This is a genomic window from Priestia sp. FSL R5-0597, assembly GCF_038006305.1.
GTDB classification, from domain to species: Bacteria; Bacillota; Bacilli; order Bacillales; family Bacillaceae_H; genus Priestia; species Priestia zanthoxyli.
The window spans coordinates 1398184-1415550 of sequence record NZ_JBBOUZ010000001.1 but is presented as its reverse complement, the minus strand read 5'-3'; the positions used below and the strand labels follow the sequence as shown (position 1 = coordinate 1415550).

The 17367-nt window shown below is 38.2% G+C and carries 21 protein-coding genes and 1 riboswitch; of the genes, 8 read left to right on the top strand and 13 right to left on the bottom strand.

The genetic code is table 11. The features are described 5' to 3' along the window. Positions 1–41 precede the first annotated feature (41 nt). Positions 42–308, top strand: coding sequence for a hypothetical protein (locus MKX72_RS07185; RefSeq protein WP_028414066.1), 267 nt, complete (start codon positions 42–44; stop codon positions 306–308). Positions 309–342: 34 nt separating this feature from the next. Here MKX72_RS07185 and MKX72_RS07180 read toward each other — a convergent pair whose 3' ends face one another. The 5 genes from MKX72_RS07180 to MKX72_RS07160 all read right to left on the bottom strand — a co-directional run bounded on the left by MKX72_RS07180 (position 343) and on the right by MKX72_RS07160 (position 6037). Continuing rightward, entirely contained in the window at positions 343–1524 is a 1182-nt protein-coding gene (locus MKX72_RS07180) for a trans-sulfuration enzyme family protein (protein WP_155008272.1), read from the bottom strand. After that, positions 1508–2653, bottom strand: a complete 1146-nt coding sequence (locus tag MKX72_RS07175) for a trans-sulfuration enzyme family protein (RefSeq protein WP_033578432.1) — start codon at positions 2651–2653, stop codon at positions 1508–1510. The genes MKX72_RS07180 and MKX72_RS07175 overlap by 17 nt, the downstream gene beginning before the upstream one ends. A gap of 71 nt (positions 2654–2724) precedes the next feature. Next, a riboswitch (SAM riboswitch) is annotated at positions 2725–2842 on the bottom strand. Between the two features lie 166 nt (positions 2843–3008). Next, positions 3009–3671 (bottom strand): hypothetical protein, encoded by a 663-nt coding sequence (locus MKX72_RS07170; protein WP_033578431.1) that lies wholly within the window; start codon positions 3669–3671, stop codon positions 3009–3011. 69 nt (positions 3672–3740) lie between these two features. Beyond that, positions 3741–4820 (bottom strand): hypothetical protein, encoded by a 1080-nt coding sequence (locus MKX72_RS07165; protein WP_033578430.1) that lies wholly within the window; start codon positions 4818–4820, stop codon positions 3741–3743. A gap of 131 nt (positions 4821–4951) precedes the next feature. Next, positions 4952–6037, bottom strand: a complete 1086-nt coding sequence (locus MKX72_RS07160; protein ID WP_033578429.1) for a CotH kinase family protein — start codon at positions 6035–6037, stop codon at positions 4952–4954. Between the two features lie 171 nt (positions 6038–6208). Here MKX72_RS07160 and MKX72_RS07155 point away from each other — a divergent pair, with 171 nt between their 5' ends. Further along, positions 6209–6571 carry a CotG/ExsB N-terminal domain-containing protein gene (locus MKX72_RS07155; RefSeq protein WP_033578428.1) on the top strand — a complete coding sequence of 121 codons (363 nt, stop codon included), beginning with the start codon at positions 6209–6211 and terminating at the stop codon, positions 6569–6571. A 146-nt stretch (positions 6572–6717) separates the two neighbouring features. Continuing rightward, a complete protein-coding gene (locus MKX72_RS07150) occupies positions 6718–6864 on the top strand; it encodes a hypothetical protein (RefSeq protein WP_165573333.1) in 147 nt (48 codons plus the stop codon). Between the two features lie 31 nt (positions 6865–6895). On the opposite strand, the gene MKX72_RS07145 is transcribed toward MKX72_RS07150, so the two are convergent. After that, entirely contained in the window at positions 6896–7309 is a 414-nt protein-coding gene (locus MKX72_RS07145) for a YppG family protein (protein ID WP_028414073.1), read from the bottom strand. A gap of 230 nt (positions 7310–7539) precedes the next feature. Between MKX72_RS07145 and MKX72_RS07140 the strand changes: the two genes are divergently transcribed. Then, entirely contained in the window at positions 7540–7734 is a 195-nt protein-coding gene (locus MKX72_RS07140; RefSeq protein WP_013056115.1) for a YppF family protein, read from the top strand. Positions 7735–7859: 125 nt separating this feature from the next. Beyond that, positions 7860–8030, top strand: a complete 171-nt coding sequence (locus tag MKX72_RS07135) for a hypothetical protein (RefSeq protein WP_167387310.1) — start codon at positions 7860–7862, stop codon at positions 8028–8030. Between the two features lie 93 nt (positions 8031–8123). Here MKX72_RS07135 and MKX72_RS07130 read toward each other — a convergent pair whose 3' ends face one another. Further along, complete coding sequence (locus MKX72_RS07130) at positions 8124–8474, bottom strand: YppE family protein (protein WP_013056113.1); 351 nt, start codon at positions 8472–8474, stop codon at positions 8124–8126. Positions 8475–8519: 45 nt separating this feature from the next. After that, complete coding sequence (locus MKX72_RS07125) at positions 8520–8774, bottom strand: hypothetical protein (protein ID WP_029325131.1); 255 nt, start codon at positions 8772–8774, stop codon at positions 8520–8522. A 227-nt stretch (positions 8775–9001) separates the two neighbouring features. On the opposite strand from MKX72_RS07125, the gene MKX72_RS28300 reads away from it, so the two are divergent. Then, entirely contained in the window at positions 9002–9103 is a 102-nt protein-coding gene (locus MKX72_RS28300) for a hypothetical protein (RefSeq protein WP_016763465.1), read from the top strand. 11 nt (positions 9104–9114) lie between these two features. Here MKX72_RS28300 and MKX72_RS07120 read toward each other — a convergent pair whose 3' ends face one another. Continuing rightward, entirely contained in the window at positions 9115–10110 is a 996-nt protein-coding gene (locus MKX72_RS07120) for a DUF2515 family protein (RefSeq protein ID WP_034266862.1), read from the bottom strand. Positions 10111–10183: 73 nt separating this feature from the next. Here MKX72_RS07120 and recU point away from each other — a divergent pair, with 73 nt between their 5' ends. Both recU and MKX72_RS07110 read left to right on the top strand, forming a co-directional pair. Then, on the top strand, positions 10184–10783 hold the full coding sequence (gene recU, locus MKX72_RS07115) for a Holliday junction resolvase RecU (protein ID WP_034266860.1): 600 nt from the start codon (positions 10184–10186) through the stop codon (positions 10781–10783). A gap of 63 nt (positions 10784–10846) precedes the next feature. Then, complete coding sequence (locus MKX72_RS07110; RefSeq protein WP_098627132.1) at positions 10847–13672, top strand: transglycosylase domain-containing protein; 2826 nt, start codon at positions 10847–10849, stop codon at positions 13670–13672. A 35-nt stretch (positions 13673–13707) separates the two neighbouring features. Here the strand turns inward: MKX72_RS07110 and MKX72_RS07105 are convergent, their stop codons facing one another. The 4 genes from MKX72_RS07105 to asnS all read right to left on the bottom strand — a co-directional run bounded on the left by MKX72_RS07105 (position 13708) and on the right by asnS (position 17341). Continuing rightward, entirely contained in the window at positions 13708–14208 is a 501-nt protein-coding gene (locus tag MKX72_RS07105) for a YpoC family protein (RefSeq protein ID WP_028414078.1), read from the bottom strand. Then, a complete protein-coding gene (gene nth, locus MKX72_RS07100) occupies positions 14195–14866 on the bottom strand; it encodes an endonuclease III (RefSeq protein ID WP_028414079.1) in 672 nt (223 codons plus the stop codon). Before nth ends, MKX72_RS07105 begins: the two co-directional genes overlap by 14 nt. A gap of 140 nt (positions 14867–15006) precedes the next feature. Next, positions 15007–15714, bottom strand: a complete 708-nt coding sequence (locus MKX72_RS07095; protein ID WP_016763459.1) for a DnaD domain-containing protein — start codon at positions 15712–15714, stop codon at positions 15007–15009. A 334-nt stretch (positions 15715–16048) separates the two neighbouring features. Beyond that, complete coding sequence (gene asnS, locus MKX72_RS07090) at positions 16049–17341, bottom strand: asparagine--tRNA ligase (protein ID WP_033578423.1); 1293 nt, start codon at positions 17339–17341, stop codon at positions 16049–16051. Between the last annotated feature and the right edge of the window lie 26 nt (positions 17342–17367).

Here is a 17367-nt window from a genome sequence, read left to right as displayed (position 1 = left end):
TATTATAATGAAGAAACTAATCTAAAGGAGCTCTTTGCACAATGACTTCTGAACATTTACTAGCAGCTTATCAGACCCTATGGTTGAACCGTTCTTTCGCTTCTAAACAAGCCCTGACAAGTGAAGATCAGCTTCACGAAGCCATTCTGAAAGATTTAAAAGATGAAATGACTCATCCACGCGTTCGGCAAACACCGTATGTAAAATATCATCTTGGCATAAAAAGAATTCTAAACAGCAGTCTTTCCTCTGATGAAAAAGTTGCGCTTACGTCCCTATACACAAACCTTTTAGATAGCTGTATATAACAAAAAAAGGACTTCCTTAATGGAAGTCCTTTTTTTATTTAATTAACGCTTTTTCTTCTAAGCTTTGAAAAACAGCGTTAAAGTCTTGCTTCAAATCCTCGAATTCCTCTAACCCTACTGAAAGGCGAAGAAGTGAATCAGTAATTCCTTTTTCTTCACGTACTTCTTTTGGGATACTTGCATGAGACATTGTTGAAGGATGCGTGAGAATGGATTCAACTGCACCTAGACTAACGCCAATTGAAGCTAATTTGACTCCTTGTAAAATATGTCGTGCTACTTTTTCATCCTGCACTTGGAAAGAAATCATAGCTCCGTATCCATTTGCTTGTTCTGAAATGAGTTTGTGGTCCGGATGACTTTTTAAGCCTGGGTAGTATACACGGCTCACTAGAGATTGTTCTTCAAGCCACTTTGCAAACTGCAGCGCTGTTTTTAACTGCTGATCTAAACGAACTTTTAATGTCTTAATGCCTCGAAGCAGTAAAAAACAATCCTGTGGCCCCAAGATAGCACCAAAAGCATTTTGTACAAACTTTACTTCTTCCGCTAGCTTTTCATCGCTTACTACAACTAAACCGCCAATGACGTCACTGTGGCCGCTGATATATTTTGTAGCACTATGAATGACAATATTTACACCAAGGTCAATCGGCTGCTGTAGATAAGGTGTTAAAAACGTGTTATCCACAATTGTAAGGAGATTGTGCTCCTTCGCCAAACTTGCTACTGCTTTAATATCCGTTACCTGTAAAAATGGATTTGAAGGGCTTTCGATATAGATAGCCTTCGTATCTTTTGTGATAGCTTCTTCTACTTTCTCAACCTTCGTTGTATCAACAAAAGTTGTTTTGATACCAAACTTTGAAAATAATCGTGTTAATACACGATATGTCCCGCCGTACGTATCGTGTGAAACTAAAATTTCATCCCCTGATTCAAAAATAGATAACACCGATGAAATAGCAGCCATACCTGATGAAAAAGCAAAACCAGCGTATCCATTTTCTAGCTGAGCAATAGTGTTTTCTAAAGCCTCACGCGTTGGGTTTCCTGAACGAGAATAGTCATAGCGACCGTTGTTCGTCTCATCTTCTTGGTTAAATGTAGATACTTGATAAATAGGTACGTTAACCGCTCCAAAATGACCGTCAATTCCTGTATTTGCATGAATTAAGTTCGTACCAAATCTATGTTTATTATTGTTGGTATGCATCAAATGCCTCCTTCAAATCTTTAATTAAATCATCTGCGTGCTCAATTCCAACTGATAATCGAAGTAAACAGTTTGTTACTCCGACACGATTTCGAATTTCCTCCGGAATGTCAGCGTGTGTTTGACGAGCTGGGAATGTCATTAAACTTTCCACGCCTCCTAAGCTTTCTGCAAATGTAATAACTTTAACATTTTCTAAAAGTACTGACACGATGTCAGGGTGTGAGACAGCAAAAGAAATCATGCCTCCAAATCCAGTTGCTTGTTTCTTCATGATTTCATAGCCCGGATGTGTTTCAAGACCAGGGTAATACACTTTTTCCACGAGATCATGAGCAGTAAGCCAATTTGCAATTTTCAGTGCGTTTTCGTTATGTTTTTCCATACGAAGCGCTAGCGTCTTAATACCGCGCAATAACAGCCAGCTATCTTGTGGACCTAAGATTGCCCCAGCTGCATTTTGATAAAAACGAATTTTTTCTCCTAAGCTACTACATCGAGCGACTACAAGACCAGCAACTACATCATTATGACCCCCAATGTATTTGCTTGCACTATGTATCACAATATCTGCTCCAAGCTCTAAAGGACGCTGATAGTAAGGGGACATGAATGTATTGTCAATGATAGTAAGCAAATCATGCTGTTTAGCTAACGCAATTGCTTCTGGCAAATCAGTCACGTGCATCATTGGATTTGTAGGTGTTTCAATGAATAAAGCTTTCGTGTTGGGACGAAGCGCATCTTTTACTTGCTCGAGATGGGCTGTGTTGACGTACGAAACAGTAATTCCTTGCTCTGAAAAGATTTCATTTAGTACTCGGTACGTTCCTCCGTATAAATCCTCTGATACAATTAAATGATCTCCGTTTTTAAATAGCGCTAAAACTGACATTACACCCGCCATTCCTGAAGCGAATGCTACTCCTACTTCGCCTTTTTCTAAAGCAGCAATTGCTTCTTCCAATGCCGTACGAGTAGGATTTGCCGTACGTGCATAGTCAAATCCTGTACTTTGCCCTAAAGCAGGATGAGCAAATGTTGATGCTTGGTAAATGGGTGTTGTAATAGAACCTGTTGAAGGGTCACGACCTACTCCTGAACGAACTAATAAAGTTTCAATTTTCATCTATTTCTCTCCTTAACTCAAAATAAAAAACACTCTTCACAGATGGAAGAGTGTTCGTTTATACACGATTTCTCTCATCTGTTAGAACAATACTGATGTTCCACAGGAATTAGCACCGTTCAAATGAATGTTTCATTTGATGGTTGCCGGGCATCGCAGGGCCAGTCCCTCCGCCACTCTTGATAAGAGTTCTATATAATTGTTGGTGGTTAACGTTTGTTGTTACTAACTTTAATAAAGATTTTCTTTATTGTCAACATAATTTTCTAAAAAATTTAAATCATCTCATTTGTTTATTCAATATACTTGTCCTGATAAGTACATAAAAAAAGAGACGACACCGAGGTCTCTTTTTCTAAGGCAAGTGCACAGATTTTACGTGAGCTAACTTCCAATACATACTTTCTCCATTTGCCGTAATTAGTTCAACAATATTATTAGAAACTTCTTTAAGTACGCCAATTTTTTCTGATTGATCCCCTAAATCTAATACGACCAGTTGATTTTCATATTTTTTAAGCTGCTCTTCAAAGTTTCTGACAAAAGGTGCAGAGGCAGGCCTTACTGGGAGCTCTTTGTCACTTAAAGAATAAGGGGTTAACTCATTACTATAAGGGGTAAGCCATTTCAAATGATGTAGAGAAACAAAGACATTTTTATACACTGGAGAATAAAACACAAGATAATCATTCAGCACGCTTGTAATATAGCCATGCAATGATTTTCCTCCTGTTACATAAATTTCAATAAATTTCCCTTTTGCCTGCTGTAAAATATTACGATAAGAAATCCGCTGACTTTCTTCTATTAAGTTCTCTTCTATGGTTCGTAAAGGTGTATAATCTTCTTCTGAAACCTCTCGTAAGCGATGTATGTGTAAAAGAGGAATATACAAATAATCATGTCCATTATATAAAACCATTACATCTAACCCGAGATCAACAAGTTTTCCTACAAACGTTGTTTTACCTGATATATCGACTTCAACAATTTTATCAATATAATGATTCATACTCATACTCATTCTCCTCCTTTTTCCTATATGATAGAAAAGGTGCTTTATAAGCACCTTTTATGTTCCAGTTCATCATGCTTTCCAACGATAATTTTTCGTTTTAATAACTTTTTCACCTGGTGTTGAAGAGCGTGAACCCGTACGGCGACCTCCCGAGCGATCGTCTGTGCGACCTCCTGTACGTCTTCCGGTACGGTCTCCAGTACGGCCATCCGTGCGACCTCCGGTTCTATCTACAGTAGTTGATTCTTGCACAGAATCTTCTTCATTTGTATCTCCATTTTGCTCAGAATTTTCTTCATTTTGCTTGAAAGATCCTTTTGATCCTAAGGCAATGGTTTTTACGTGTCTTGGTTGTAAACGTAGAACTTGATTATTTTGTACAAGAGTAAAGTTTCCATTGCGACTTTGAACTAACACACCTTCTACAGCCTCTGGCCCTCCGCCGTTAATAGCTACCCATCTATGCGAAAACTCTTCAAACAGTTCATTGAAACTTTTCGCTTTAATATACTCAGGTGTCTCTTCAACTAATAATGGGTTTTGCGGAACAACAGGCGTATTTTTGCTTACAACTTCACTTACACTCTTTATGTGCTCTACATTGATATAAACGACGCCGTCATCTTCTGTTAGTAATACGACATACGCAGATTCAAATGAGCCTAATACATCAAGGATCTTACCCAATTTTTTCTCTGGCCCTCCTTGATTTATTTGCACTTGTTTATCTTTCATCAATAATAAAGTGCCTGCAAATGTGTTGGCTCTGTGCAGTTCTACTTCACTATTAAATCCAGAAAATGTTTGCGCGGAATTAGACTTTGTATCCTCTGTAATGCTTTTAACATGAGCGAGCTGGTAATAAATAAATGTATATTGCTGTTGTGGAATAAGCTGCGCCGGTTGATTATTTTGCTGATTGTTATTTTGTTTTGTTTCAAGAGCAAGTGTTAAATAATCTGATTGAACGTCGATTAAATATCCCGTTTTAGATTCAGGCCCCCCGCGATAGACAGTTACTACTCTCCCTTTTAATGGTTTAAAGTGGGCAGAGTAGCCCGTGCTTTCAGATTGTTGAACTTTACGAGCGCGACTACGATTGGCATTTTGAGTTTGGTCTTGATTTTGGTCGTAGTAATAGTTACTCATTATTTTTCCTCCTTATTAATTGTCCTTATTGGTCATTCATAATGTATATATACGTATCATGTACAGCTATTGTCTTCCTGCATTTGCCTATTATTCTTAAATTCCACTTTTGCCTATCAGTCTAGTAAAATTCAAAAATCAAAAAGATGACTTTTAATGTACGCTGTTCGGTCTTTTACGAAAGAAAGCATAAGGTCTGGTTCCTTATGGAATTGCTCCAAGTTATCTTTTACGTAAGGATCTTTTAATACATATGGAGCAATATACTCATGCAGTTGATAAATGATTGGTTTCATGTATTCTATTGTAAATTGATTATTTAGAACATTGTTCATTTTTTGAATATATCTCTTTTTAATGCTGTTCACCGCCAGTAAGCGAGCTGTAAGCGTATTAAATCCTTGTGCACGGACATAGTCTCCTTCCATTACTTTTCCATTTACATCTCTTCCCCAAGTTGCATCATAATCCCATGGAATCAGTTCAAAGCGCCCGCTTTCATGATTTAGATAGAGCGCATAGTTATGGACAAAACCGTCGTAATTCTGCATACAAATAATACCGACTAACCAAGATAAGTAGCGGTCGACGTTCAGGTACTTCTCAATATTCTGTTCGAATTCCGTATTTGTCCATGTATTAAGATTAAATATAAACTTTTCTAATTTTTCCTCGTCTCCTTCTCTCACTGCTTTATCTTCATATCCAGATAACAAAGTTGTTTTTGGCTTTTTATCCAAATCGCTCATCAAAGAAAAATTAGCATCTCCGTCTACTGCATAAAATATAGATCCATCCGCTAAATTTCTTTTTTTCAAAAATAGTTCATCTACCGATTCGAGCTGAAGATATATTCCTTCATTTTTCCCATTAATCTTAAGAGTGACAAACTGAGAGTGGGGAGATAAAACATCTAAAGAAGAGAAAAAATCGAGGGACAATTTGTTGCGCATAAGCGATGGATCTTTGTATTCAGCGTTTAGGTGTATTTCTTTGGCGCGCTGAAATATTTTCGGAGAATAAAATTCAATATAATATGACTTTTTCTTCATCTTCCGAATATGGGAGCCTCTTAGGAGCAAATCAATATCGTAGCGTTTTTTGTTAAACTTCATCGTTGCCTGAACCGCTTCTTCTGACCAAATATCTCTTTGCATTTCCTTTAAATCTTTTACATTCACAAACAGAGCGTATTGAGGGATTTCTTTTTGCTTCATGATTCGACCACCTTTCTTCAATTATTAAAGTATATGAAGGGTAAATTCTCCATGATACCCCGCAGCATCAACTATTTCCGCAAACTCCACTTTTGACTCATATCAAGGACAAGCATCATCGCGTATTCTATTAATGCAAGACCTAGTCCAATTGACAAGGAGGTTTTTGTATTGCATATTACACCTGAAAAAATTAAAGAGGCTGCTGAAGCCCTAGAATGTACAGAACTGAAATCTTTTATGTTTCAAGAGCCAACTGCTGGTCCACTAACAAGAAAGCGTCGCTCTTCTCGTAGCACTGGCCGCAGTAGCCGCCGTTCTACTCGCGGTACTCGTCGCTCTTCTCGCGGCACTCGCCGTTCTACTCGTCGTTCTACTCGTCGCTCTCGTCGTTCTACTCGCCGTTCTCGCCGTTCTACTCGCCGCTCTCGTCGTTCTACTCGCCGCTCTCGTCGTTCTACTCGCCGCTCTCGTCGTTCTACTCGCCGCTCTCGTCGTTCTACTCGCCGCTCTCGTCGTTCTCGCCGTTCTTAATTTCCCTAAACACTCATCTTTATTGAAAAAAAAACGCCGAAGAGCCATGAGTGTCTTCGGCGTTTTTTTCCACTTATAGAAGAGGAACATTTGGAAATATACTAAGATGGAGCGTTATTCATTTTACATAGAAAAGGAGAGGTTTTATGAAAAAAAACAAACATCAAATTTCAACTTCATCAACAACAGATGTCGAAGAGATCAAACGTTTAAATGCGCAGTCTGGACTAACCTACAATGAAGTATTTGCACTTCTTGGAGAAAACTATTTGAAAAATCAACAGAAAAAATAATAAGCTGGGACTAGAAAATAACTTCTAGTCCTTATACTTTGAAAATCCCGGAAAACCCTTTTACTAAGGATGTTAATTGGTTCATGGCTCCCATCATCTGTCCCGCAGTATTCATCATTTTGTTCATATCGTAATTGCCATCACTCGATTTAAACTGAGACATTAGTGACTGAAATTGAGATGGCTGAGGCTTTTGCTGCTGACCTTTAGGATATGGATTAAAAGGCGCACCTGCATTGTTGTACATGGGCTGCTGGTACATTCCGTTCATATAGGGAATTTGCTGAGGGCCAAAAGGCATTTGTTGCTGAGCGTACGGATGTTGCGGCATATAAGCTTCCGTCCATGGCTGCTGGTGATACTGTGGAAATGGATGTACCTGACTTAAATCAAAACGTTCTGGTTGATGTTGCTCATAATACGGATAGTGCTTACTTGTATACATGCAAAATCAATACCTCCTTTTTAATATTACATAATATATAGTATGTATGCAGAAATAAGAGGTGACGTTCGTCTACTTGTACTTTTGGGGAACGCATTCAAAAATATGTAGGTTTCTGTCGAAAGTTTAAATTTTTCAAAAAAACGAGATTATTTAAATATATGGTACGATAAGAACAAGTGATACTACCTATACGTAGTGGCACAAATGGGGATTAGGAGGGAATTTACATGTATGTGAACGAACTTCAAGAAGCTTTTATTGCGGTGAAACAATATGAGCCGCAGTCAAGTAATGAATTACTCGATTTTGCTCAGCAGCAGTATTTAAAAGGTTTTTTAACTCCTATGAATTACAAAGCCGCTGTACGTGAACTCGAACAAATTGGAGCTACTAAGCCTGATTTTAGTGCACAAGATGATTAATTTTTTTACTACCACTGAGAAATCGGTGGTTTCTTTGTTTCCTATAAAGTGGACACATACTTCTTTTTTGACTTGTTTATACTATAAAGGCTTTAACGTAGTATTCAATAAAGGAGGTTTATTTCATGAGTCGTGGAAAACATTTTGATCATAAAAAACAAGGACAAGGTGCAGTAAATAAAACAAATAACGCCGTTGCTTCTAAACATACCGAAAAAGTTGATTATCATATCGATACAGTTGCTTCACAAGATCACCCAGCTGTTTCTATCCAATCACAAAAAGATTTTGATTAACTTTTTATTGATCATGATAAAATGCCTAAAGAGTTTTCTCTTTAGGCATACATAGAAAATCCCCACCTTATAAGTCTTAACGGAAGGCCGGGATTAATTATTCAATATCGACTCGAGCACATACTTATTTGAGTGATACATCTTTTTAAATCGCTTTTCTCGCGTCTCGGGATAAAATGACTGTAGTACAACGTTTTGTAAATTTTCTTTTAACGTCTCTACTTGATTAACATGAATATATTTTGGTCGCTCTTTCTTCAGCCATTCCGTTACGAGACTAGCCCATTCATCAAGTTCTTTGAAGAAAATATCTCCATAAGGTTTTACTTCTTCAAAAAATTTCACTTCATAATTTTCTTCCTGTTGAATAGACGCTAATCGTTCTACAGCTACTTCATTATATTGAAACATGATTTCCGTACTTTTTTTCACATCTTCATTCATCGTTATTCGTCACCTCTACGATGACTATTGTAACATAAACAATCTTTATACTGTATGAAGAACCATTTCTCTTCGGCTTCTACTCCATTCTGTTTCGGAAGGCATGCTTTCATACACAGCTACTTCAATTTCTTGCAGCGATTGGTCAATGCGATGAACTTGTTCCATATATGTTTCTTCACAATGTGTAAATGCTTCATTTATAGATGTAGACATCGTTTTATCCACTAGATCTACTTGCTCTAGTAAGCTATCTAATAAAGTCATCATTTCGCTTGTTTTAACCATACTTTGTTTCATCGCCATCCCTCCAAATTTTCCTTTGCATAACGTATTCTCTTTTTTATTCAATGTCCCTTCACACATGACAAAACTAGTTTCTATTCGTCAAAGAAAGATGTTTTCGACATTTTCATTTATGGTGAATCGAAAGAGAACATATTGAAAACACTAGTATAGACATTTCAGCTAAGGAGATACATTCTGCTGCTGAACGTTCATTACAACATGATAGGAGGTGCCTAGACATGGCCAACAAACAGCAAAAATCACAGCCTAAAAATAAGCCTGAAACAAAAACCTACGGTGATCCTAAAAAGTTAAACGGTCCTAACCAGCCTTCTACTTAAGAACAAAACGGTCACTTGTGACCGTTTTTATTTACATTAACTACTTGCGCTACTTTCATTAATATATGCAGCTGCTTTTGCTTTTGAAGATACCACTTTGTAAAATGAACTTTCTTTGGAAAAGGCGGCTTTTTCATGAGCTTTTGTTCCTGTTTTTTTGTTAAAAACCACTCTTCTCTCTTTTTTTCATGATGTCTAATAGCCGGATACACCTTTCGAAGTGCAGGTGTACAGCAACTGGTTTCATCCACAAAATACTGCTCATAATCGTATCTCGAACCCGTATGCTTTGTTTTCAAAGAAAATTCATAAAACAAGGGATAATACTTTTCATGAAATAATAAAGCCGCTAATTTCTTCCCCAAATCAATCCGATTATTTACTTTTGTAAAATCATGAACAGAACAACCGTATAGCTCCCCTTTTGTAGTAGGAAAAAGGACGGAGCTAAAGTGGAATATATCTTGAAAAAAAAACAGCATACTTTTAAATACTCTATCTTGATAAAAAGGCTGTTCAATAACGGGCTTTTGAATAACGTGCTGCTCATTTACAATTAACGCATGAATAAGCTGCAGTTCAGAAGGTTTCTGCATAAATTGCCTCCACTTTTCTTCGATAAAAGATGAAACATTTAAATAGGGAAGTAAATGAACGTAAGAGACATGTTTTTTACGCGAAACAGCATACAATAGTAATTGCGGGAAGGCATCTTTAAAAATAAGCCAATTTGCTCTTTCATACGTCAAAAATAATAAATCGCGCGTTTGCTTTGATAACGCTTTTTTCATTGGTTCTCCTTGCAAATCACACATATTCCACCCTGCGTTGCGCGATACCATACTTGCGAGAAATGCCCACTTTACTTCAGGATATCTATGATAAAAAGTTGCATAAGCTTGGGTTCTTGATATATTATCAATATTCAGCTTGTCTGTTGTTTTATTAATCGCTGTCAACAGCGCTTGTTCCGAACTATTGAGTGACATCTCTTCATCTTCTTTCATCTATTTTTATTTGTAGGATTTGGTATAATAGAATTTGTTTGTTTAATAGATTTACACTAAAGGAGTGATGGTTATGATTCGCTATCCTAACGGAAAGGCCTATAAGCCATTGAATACCAGCAGTCCTTCCCCTAAAAAGCTAGAAGCTAGCTATAGCAATCGTGGTATGACGCTGGAGGACGATTTAAACGAAACAAACGAATACTATGTTTCAAAAGGAATAGCCATTGTTCACAAAAAACCAACCCCTGTTCAAATTGTAAAAGTAGACTATCCGAAGAGAAGTGCCGCTGTTATCAAAGAAGCTTATTTTAAACAGGCTTCTACTACAGACTATAATGGAATCTATAAAGGAAAACACCTTGACTTTGAAGCAAAAGAAACGAGAAATAAAACCTCATTTCCTCTGCGTAATTTTCATGAACATCAAATTGAACATATGAAGCAAATTGTGAAACAAAACGGGGTTTGTTTCGTTATATTAATGTTCTCTACTTTACAAGAAATATACTTGTTCGAAGCACAGTTCCTTTTTCCTTATTGGGATGCCATGAAAAAAGATGGACGAAAATCAATCCCTAAGGCAGATATTGAAAAAAAAGGACATTTCATCGAACTTGGTTACCATCCGAGAATCGATTACATAAAAACTATAGATAAATTATACTTTTAAGAGTATGATATATATGTTTACGGAAATCATTCTCTTACAATGCGTTGAAAGGTAGGAGTTTTTATGTCAGATAATTATCGCTCTCGTGAAGAACGACGAAGAGCTATGAATGACAACAAACCAGAAGGTAAATCTCAAGGAAAACCGAAAAAGAAGAAAAAAGGAGGCCTATTTCGTAAAATTGTTGCCGCAGTTTTACTGATAGGAATCATCGGGCTCATTGCCGGAGTGGGAACTTTTTTTGCTATGATAAGCGATGCTCCAAAAGTTGATGACTCGGTATTAAAAAACTCTTTTTCATCTAAAGTATATGCAAACGATGGAAAGACAGTTGTAAAAGAAATTGGAGCTCAAAAACGTACATATGTGCAATACGATGAAATCCCTCAAGTCGTCAAAAACGCATTTATCGCTACGGAAGACGTTCGTTTTTATAAACATCACGGCGTCGACTTTTACCGTATTGGTGGAGCATTAATGGCGAACTTTAAAGACGGCTTCGGTGCTGAGGGCGGTAGTACGATTACTCAGCAAGTGGTAAAGAATTCGTTCTTATCACCAAAGAAGACGGTTAAACGTAAAGTACAAGAAATGTGGTTAGCTTACCAGCTTGAGCGCAAATATTCGAAACAACAAATTCTTGAAATGTATTTAAACAAAATATATTTCGCATCAGGTGAAGTATACGGTATTGAACGAGCAGCTGAGAAATTTTACGGAGTTAAAAGCGTAAAAGATTTAACTCTTGATGAAGCTGCTATGTTGGCAGGCTTACCAAAAGCGCCAACTACTTATAACCCAGTTACAAACCCAGAGAATGCTACTAAACGCCGTAACACAGTATTAAACTTAATGGCTAAAAACGGCTTCATTACACAAGCCGAGGCCGACAAAGCAAAACAAGTAGATGTACAGGCTCACTTAGCTAAACAAACTGAATCAACATCTAAGTACGATGTATTTATTGATCAAGTAATCGAGGAAGTAAAAAAGAAAACAGACGCGGATCCATTTTCTGCGGGCTTAGAAATTTATACAACGCTTGACACGAATGCTCAGGACTATGTGGATGATGTGATGAATAACAAAGTAGTCAACTTCCCGAACGATAAATTCCAAGCAGGTCTTGTCGTTGTAGATAATGAAACAGGCGGTATTCAAGCAATTGGAGGCGGACGTAATCGTGTATCAGGCGGCTTAAACTTTGCAACAAATATGAGACGTCAGCCCGGCTCAACAATTAAGCCGATCTTAGATTACGGTCCAGCGATTGAGAACTTAAAGTGGTCTACTGGACAACCGCTAAAAGATGAAGAATATCATTATTCAAACGGCACGCCAATCCGAAATTTTGGACGCAACTATAAAGGTTGGGTTTCAGCGCGTGAAGCTTTAGGACGTTCACTGAACATCCCTGCTTTAAAAGCGTTCCAAGCAACCGGTGCGGATAAAGCAAAAGAGTTCGCTACAGGCCTTGGGCTAAAATTAGATGAAGAAGACGGCGAAGCTTATTCTGAATCTTATTCTATCGGAGGCTTCCGTACAGGTGTTACACCTCTACAAATGGCTGGAGCCTATAGTGCTTTTGCAAATGAAGGTATGTACAATGCACCGCATACGGTGACAAAGGTAAAATTCCCTGATGGAACAGAAATTGATTTAACGCCAAAACCAAAACGCGCAATGCAAGATTACACGGCATTTATGATGACGGACATGATGAAATCTGTTGTAAACGAATCATATGGTACAGCTCGTGCTGTTCGTACACCAGGATTAGAAATTGCGGGTAAAACGGGAACTTCGAACTTTAGTGCTGCAGAAAAGCAACGATACAATATTCCAGACGCTGGTGAAAAAGACGTTTGGTTTAATGGATTTACGCCAAACTATACGATTTCCGTATGGACAGGCTATGAAACTGCTAAAGACGGCTATATTTTAAGTCCTAATGAAACAGGCATGGCAAAAAATATCTTTAAGCATGTTATTACTCATATTTCTGAAGGCAAACCTAAAGGAAGTTTCAAGCAGCCGGACAGCGTAGTTGAACGTTCCGTGGAAAAACCAACGGGCAAAGACTTAAAACGCCCAAGCGGCTCTACTCCTTCGAGCCTAATTACGAAAGAATACTTTGTGCGCGGCACTGCACCGACAAAAGTATCTCAAACGTTTGTGAAGAAAGAAAAAGAAGAAAAGAAAGAAGATAAAAAAGAGGACAAAAAAGAGAAAAAAGACAATAAAGATGTGAAGCCCAAAATTACTGCTTCGTATAGCGGAGGAGCAATTTCAGTTAACTGGTCAGCGTCAAACGCAGCCAGTGATACGACCTTTACAGTCACAATGTCATCTCCTAACGGTTCTGAACAACTCGCATCTGGCGCAGGAGCCGGTGGAAAAACAATTTCCAATCCAGCAGCAGGCGCAACGTATAGTTTCACCGTAACAACAAATACGGGCGAAAGCGCTAGTTCTTCTGTAAAAGTCCCTGATTCATCAGATCAAACTACCGAAGATAATTCTACTAAGCCTGAAGATGACGGAACAACGGACGATAATCAAAATGAAGACAATAGCAACACTGATCAAAACAACGGCTCTGATCAAGGTGACGATTCATCTACTAAGCCGGATGATAACCAAAACAGCAATAATGGCAGCAATAGTGACGGTAGCAATAGCGGTAATAACGGCAATACCGATAATAACAATAACGATAGCGGCAATACTAACGATGGTAATAACAACAATAATAACGGAGGCACAACTCCTCCTCCAGCAGACAACGGTGGAAGTGACTCAGGAAGTCAAACACCACAAACTCCTGCTACACCATCGACGCCGTCAACACCTGCTACACCGCAGCAAGAGCCAACAACTGAAAATTAACGCAGCAGTAAAAAGCCCCTACACGTGTAGGGGCTTTATTTCTTGTGAAGAATAAGCATTTTTGCATACTGCTTACGCAGCTCATTAAATAATTCTGTCAGCTGAATATACGCTTGATAAGAAGAAACTCGCTGCAGCAAAAACATAAGTCTCTCAGCACAGTTAATAGGCTTATAGGTTAGGTCCGCTATGTCTTCTTGCAGCCGATTTAAACGCCGAACGGGCTGTCCATTAATCCAAAACAGTAAACTAATATACATAGCAGCAGCTTGTTTCATACAAGGCGCTGCTTCTTTTGCTTTTCGCTGAGAAAAAAGCGTATGCAGTTCTTCCCTTTGAGTTTCCCACTTTTCAAAAAATGGCCGTATGTTCTTTTGAACATCCCTCCAAGGTGTTTTCGTTTCTTTATGTACATCGTATAAAATATCATAAGCAAAATAATTTCTTCCATTTTTTTTATCTACTTCAAGAACCCGATCTTCTTTTGAATAAAATGGTTCGCATATGAAATGTGACGGCACTTCAATCGGTAACATCTGTCTTCTTCTCTTTTCCTTTCATTCGTTTCTTTCCTTCTCGGCAAAGATCAAGAAGCGGGCAGACATGACATTGAGGAGACTGTGCTTTACAGTGATAGCGTCCAAAGAAGATAAGTCGATGATGCGTAACGGACCATTCATCTTTCGGAATTTTTCTCATCAGCGTTTTTTCTACTTCCAAAACGGAATCTTTCCACCTGCAAATCCCAAGGCGTTTACTTACACGTTCTACATGCGTGTCTACGGCTATTGACGGTACTCCAAAAGCTACGGATACAACAACATTAGCCGTCTTACGCCCTACTCCCGGAAGATTGGTCAGCTCATCACGATCTTTCGGAACTTCTCCTCCGTATTCATCAATGAGCATACGGCAGAGCTTTTGAATGTTTTTAGCTTTATTTCTATATAAGCCGATTGATCTAATATCTTGCTGCAGCTCTTCTAACGAAACGGCTAAATAGTCTTCAGGCGTTTGATATTTCTTGAATAAATCCGCTGTTACGCGGTTGACTAAAGCATCTGTGCACTGAGCAGATAGCGCCACAGCAATGACTAAATCAAAGGGATTCCGATGATTCAACTCACAGTGGGCGTCAGGAAACATTTCTGCCATAGCATCTAGGCACTGTCTGATTTGTTTTAACGTTAACATACTAGTTCTCCTTCTTCTTACAGGTAGTTCCCTCCTATTTTACAATAGGGTTCCTGTCAAATGCTACTTTTGTCCACATTCTTTTAAAAAAGCTGCTTCAAGATTCAATTACTTGGATCTTGAAGCAGCTTTTTATCCTGTCATTGCTCTAGCCAGTTAAAAAAAGGAATGGCTGATGTAGACTGAGAAGGGTTAACAGAAGATAGTTTTTTGGGCTGTTGATTTTGACGAAATTTTTGGCTATGCTTGCGGGCTTGATCAATGGTCTGAATGCCATTTTTCTTCCATTCGAATAAAATACGATCAATATACCGGAAGTTTAATTTTCCAGACATCACCGACTCTCTTAGTGCCGCTTTAATAATAATGGGGTCATGATGATCTTGATCAATCCACATCGCTAGCGTTTCGCATTCAAACGGAGACAATGCTCTGCCAAACTCTTTTTCAAACATTGTATATAAATTAAGCTCTTCTTGTTCTTCTTCGCTTTTTTCTACTTCTCTTGTTTCTTGCATCATATGATGAATAAGCTTTTCCCAAAGCGGTTTTAATGAATAACGTTCACAAATAAGGGCGTTTTGCTGTTGATCTTGCTCAATAGATAAAAAGCCGCGCTGAATTAATGCTCGCAGCGTATCCATACACACAGCACTTGAAATACTCATTTTTGCCGCCAATTCGTTAGGTGTCGGGAAACCTTCACCGCCTTCAATGGAAACATAAATATGCATTAACGTCATGAATTCCGTTTCGTTCATTCCCAAATCGCTATAGTGATTAAACAGCAGCTTCGGAATTGAAACTGTGCCTTGTTCAAACCATTCAATTAACGTTTCTTTTTTCATATCCGAACACCTCAGTAGTTAGTATATCATGAAGTTTATAGTCAAAGTAATAATTATTCGAAGCTAAAAAGCTTCTATGTAAAACTTTCCGCTGAAACCGTACCATTGCTCTGCACATATAAAATATATACGAACGATGACTTCCTTCCAAGAATATTACACTAACTTATTTTTTCGAGAATTGCAACTCCCTTTTAAGTTAGACTCTCTTCTATGTTTGCCGTTGTTTCCTTGTGATATAAGTAAAAACCTCGTTTTTCTTTTCTTTTTATGATTCATAAAAAAAGCTAAAAAAGTATCCTGACTACAGGAGTCAGAATACTTTTTCACTTCCTTACGGGTATAAACGGTTTAATAAGCGTGGGAATGGAATCGTTTCACGAACGTGTTCTACGCCGCTAATCCATGCTACTGTACGCTCAAGGCCTAAACCAAATCCTGAATGTGGAACTGAGCCATACTTACGAAGCTCTAAATACCACTTGTATGTTTCTGTATCTAATTTGTGCTCTTCTACACGCTGAGCTAAAAGCTCTTGATCATGAATACGTTCAGAGCCTCCAATGATTTCTCCGTAGCCTTCTGGTGCGATTAAGTCTGCACATAATACTACGTCTTCATTTGTTGGATCTGGCTGCATATAAAATGGTTTTAATGACGTTGGATAGTGTGTAATGAATACCGGCTTGTCATAGCTTTCTGCGATAGCCGTTTCATGCGGTGCTCCAAAGTCATCTCCCCACTGAATGTCTGTAAATCCTTTTTCATGTAAGAATTTAAGAGCCTCATCGTACGAAATACGAGGGAATGGCGCTTTAATTTGTTCTAACTTAGATGTATCACGGCCTAGTACATTTAACTCTAACTTACAGTTTGTTAAAACAGACTGTACGACATGAGACACATACTCTTCCTGTACTTTCAAGTTATCTTCGAATTGGTAGAAAGCCATCTCTGGTTCAATCATCCAAAACTCAATTAAATGACGGCGTGTTTTAGATTTTTCAGCGCGGAACGTTGGACCGAATGAAAATACTTTTCCAAGCGCCATTGCCGCTGCTTCCATATAAAGCTGTCCACTTTGAGAAAGATATGCATCTTCGTCAAAATATTTCGTGTGGAATAATTCTGTTGTTCCTTCAGGAGCACTTCCTGTTAGGATTGGAGGATCTACTTTTGTAAACCCGTTTTCGTTAAAGAATTCATACGTTGCACGAATGATTTCGTTACGAACCTTCATAACAGCATGTTGACGTTTAGAACGCAGCCATAAATGACGGTTATCCATTAAGAACTCTGTTCCATGTTCTTTTGGCGTAATTGGGTAATCAACAGCTTCATGAATAACTTCAAGGCTTGTAACTGTTAACTCATAGCCAAACGGTGAGCGCTCATCTTCGCGTACCACACCTGTTACATATAGTGATGATTCTTGCGTCATAGATTTAGCTAATTTAAAAGTTTCTTCTTCTACTTCAGCTTTTACAACTACCCCTTGCATGAATCCTGATCCATCGCGCAGCTGTAAAAAGGCAATTTTACCACTTGAACGTTTATTCGCTAACCAAGCACCAATTGTTACTTCTTTTCCTACATGCTTGTTTGCTTCTGAAATCGTAATTTTCACGATTAATATCCCTCCAAAAAACTTAC

Bases quoted from the DNA above. Each gene is read 5' to 3' on its own strand.
- MKX72_RS07185 (WP_028414066.1), top strand. From the start codon at position 42: ATGACTTCTGAACATTTACTAGCAGCTTATCAGACCCTATGGTTGAAC.
- MKX72_RS07180 (WP_155008272.1), bottom strand. From the start codon at position 1,524: ATGCATACCAACAATAATAAACATAGATTTGGTACGAACTTAATTCAT.
- MKX72_RS07175 (WP_033578432.1), bottom strand. From the start codon at position 2,653: ATGAAAATTGAAACTTTATTAGTTCGTTCAGGAGTAGGTCGTGACCCT.
- MKX72_RS07170 (WP_033578431.1), bottom strand. From the start codon at position 3,671: ATGAGTATGAATCATTATATTGATAAAATTGTTGAAGTCGATATATCA.
- MKX72_RS07165 (WP_033578430.1), bottom strand. From the start codon at position 4,820: ATGAGTAACTATTACTACGACCAAAATCAAGACCAAACTCAAAATGCC.
- MKX72_RS07160 (WP_033578429.1), bottom strand. From the start codon at position 6,037: ATGAAGCAAAAAGAAATCCCTCAATACGCTCTGTTTGTGAATGTAAAA.
- MKX72_RS07150 (WP_165573333.1), top strand. From the start codon at position 6,718: ATGAAAAAAAACAAACATCAAATTTCAACTTCATCAACAACAGATGTC.
- MKX72_RS07145 (WP_028414073.1), bottom strand. From the start codon at position 7,309: ATGTATACAAGTAAGCACTATCCGTATTATGAGCAACATCAACCAGAA.
- MKX72_RS07140 (WP_013056115.1), top strand. From the start codon at position 7,540: ATGTATGTGAACGAACTTCAAGAAGCTTTTATTGCGGTGAAACAATAT.
- MKX72_RS07135 (WP_167387310.1), top strand. From the start codon at position 7,860: ATGAGTCGTGGAAAACATTTTGATCATAAAAAACAAGGACAAGGTGCA.
- MKX72_RS07130 (WP_013056113.1), bottom strand. From the start codon at position 8,474: ATGAATGAAGATGTGAAAAAAAGTACGGAAATCATGTTTCAATATAAT.
- MKX72_RS07125 (WP_029325131.1), bottom strand. From the start codon at position 8,774: ATGAAACAAAGTATGGTTAAAACAAGCGAAATGATGACTTTATTAGAT.
- MKX72_RS28300 (WP_016763465.1), top strand. From the start codon at position 9,002: ATGGCCAACAAACAGCAAAAATCACAGCCTAAAAATAAGCCTGAAACA.
- MKX72_RS07120 (WP_034266862.1), bottom strand. From the start codon at position 10,110: ATGAAAGAAGATGAAGAGATGTCACTCAATAGTTCGGAACAAGCGCTG.
- recU (WP_034266860.1), top strand. From the start codon at position 10,184: ATGATTCGCTATCCTAACGGAAAGGCCTATAAGCCATTGAATACCAGC.
- MKX72_RS07110 (WP_098627132.1), top strand. From the start codon at position 10,847: ATGTCAGATAATTATCGCTCTCGTGAAGAACGACGAAGAGCTATGAAT.
- MKX72_RS07105 (WP_028414078.1), bottom strand. From the start codon at position 14,208: ATGTTACCGATTGAAGTGCCGTCACATTTCATATGCGAACCATTTTAT.
- nth (WP_028414079.1), bottom strand. From the start codon at position 14,866: ATGTTAACGTTAAAACAAATCAGACAGTGCCTAGATGCTATGGCAGAA.
- MKX72_RS07095 (WP_016763459.1), bottom strand. From the start codon at position 15,714: ATGAAAAAAGAAACGTTAATTGAATGGTTTGAACAAGGCACAGTTTCA.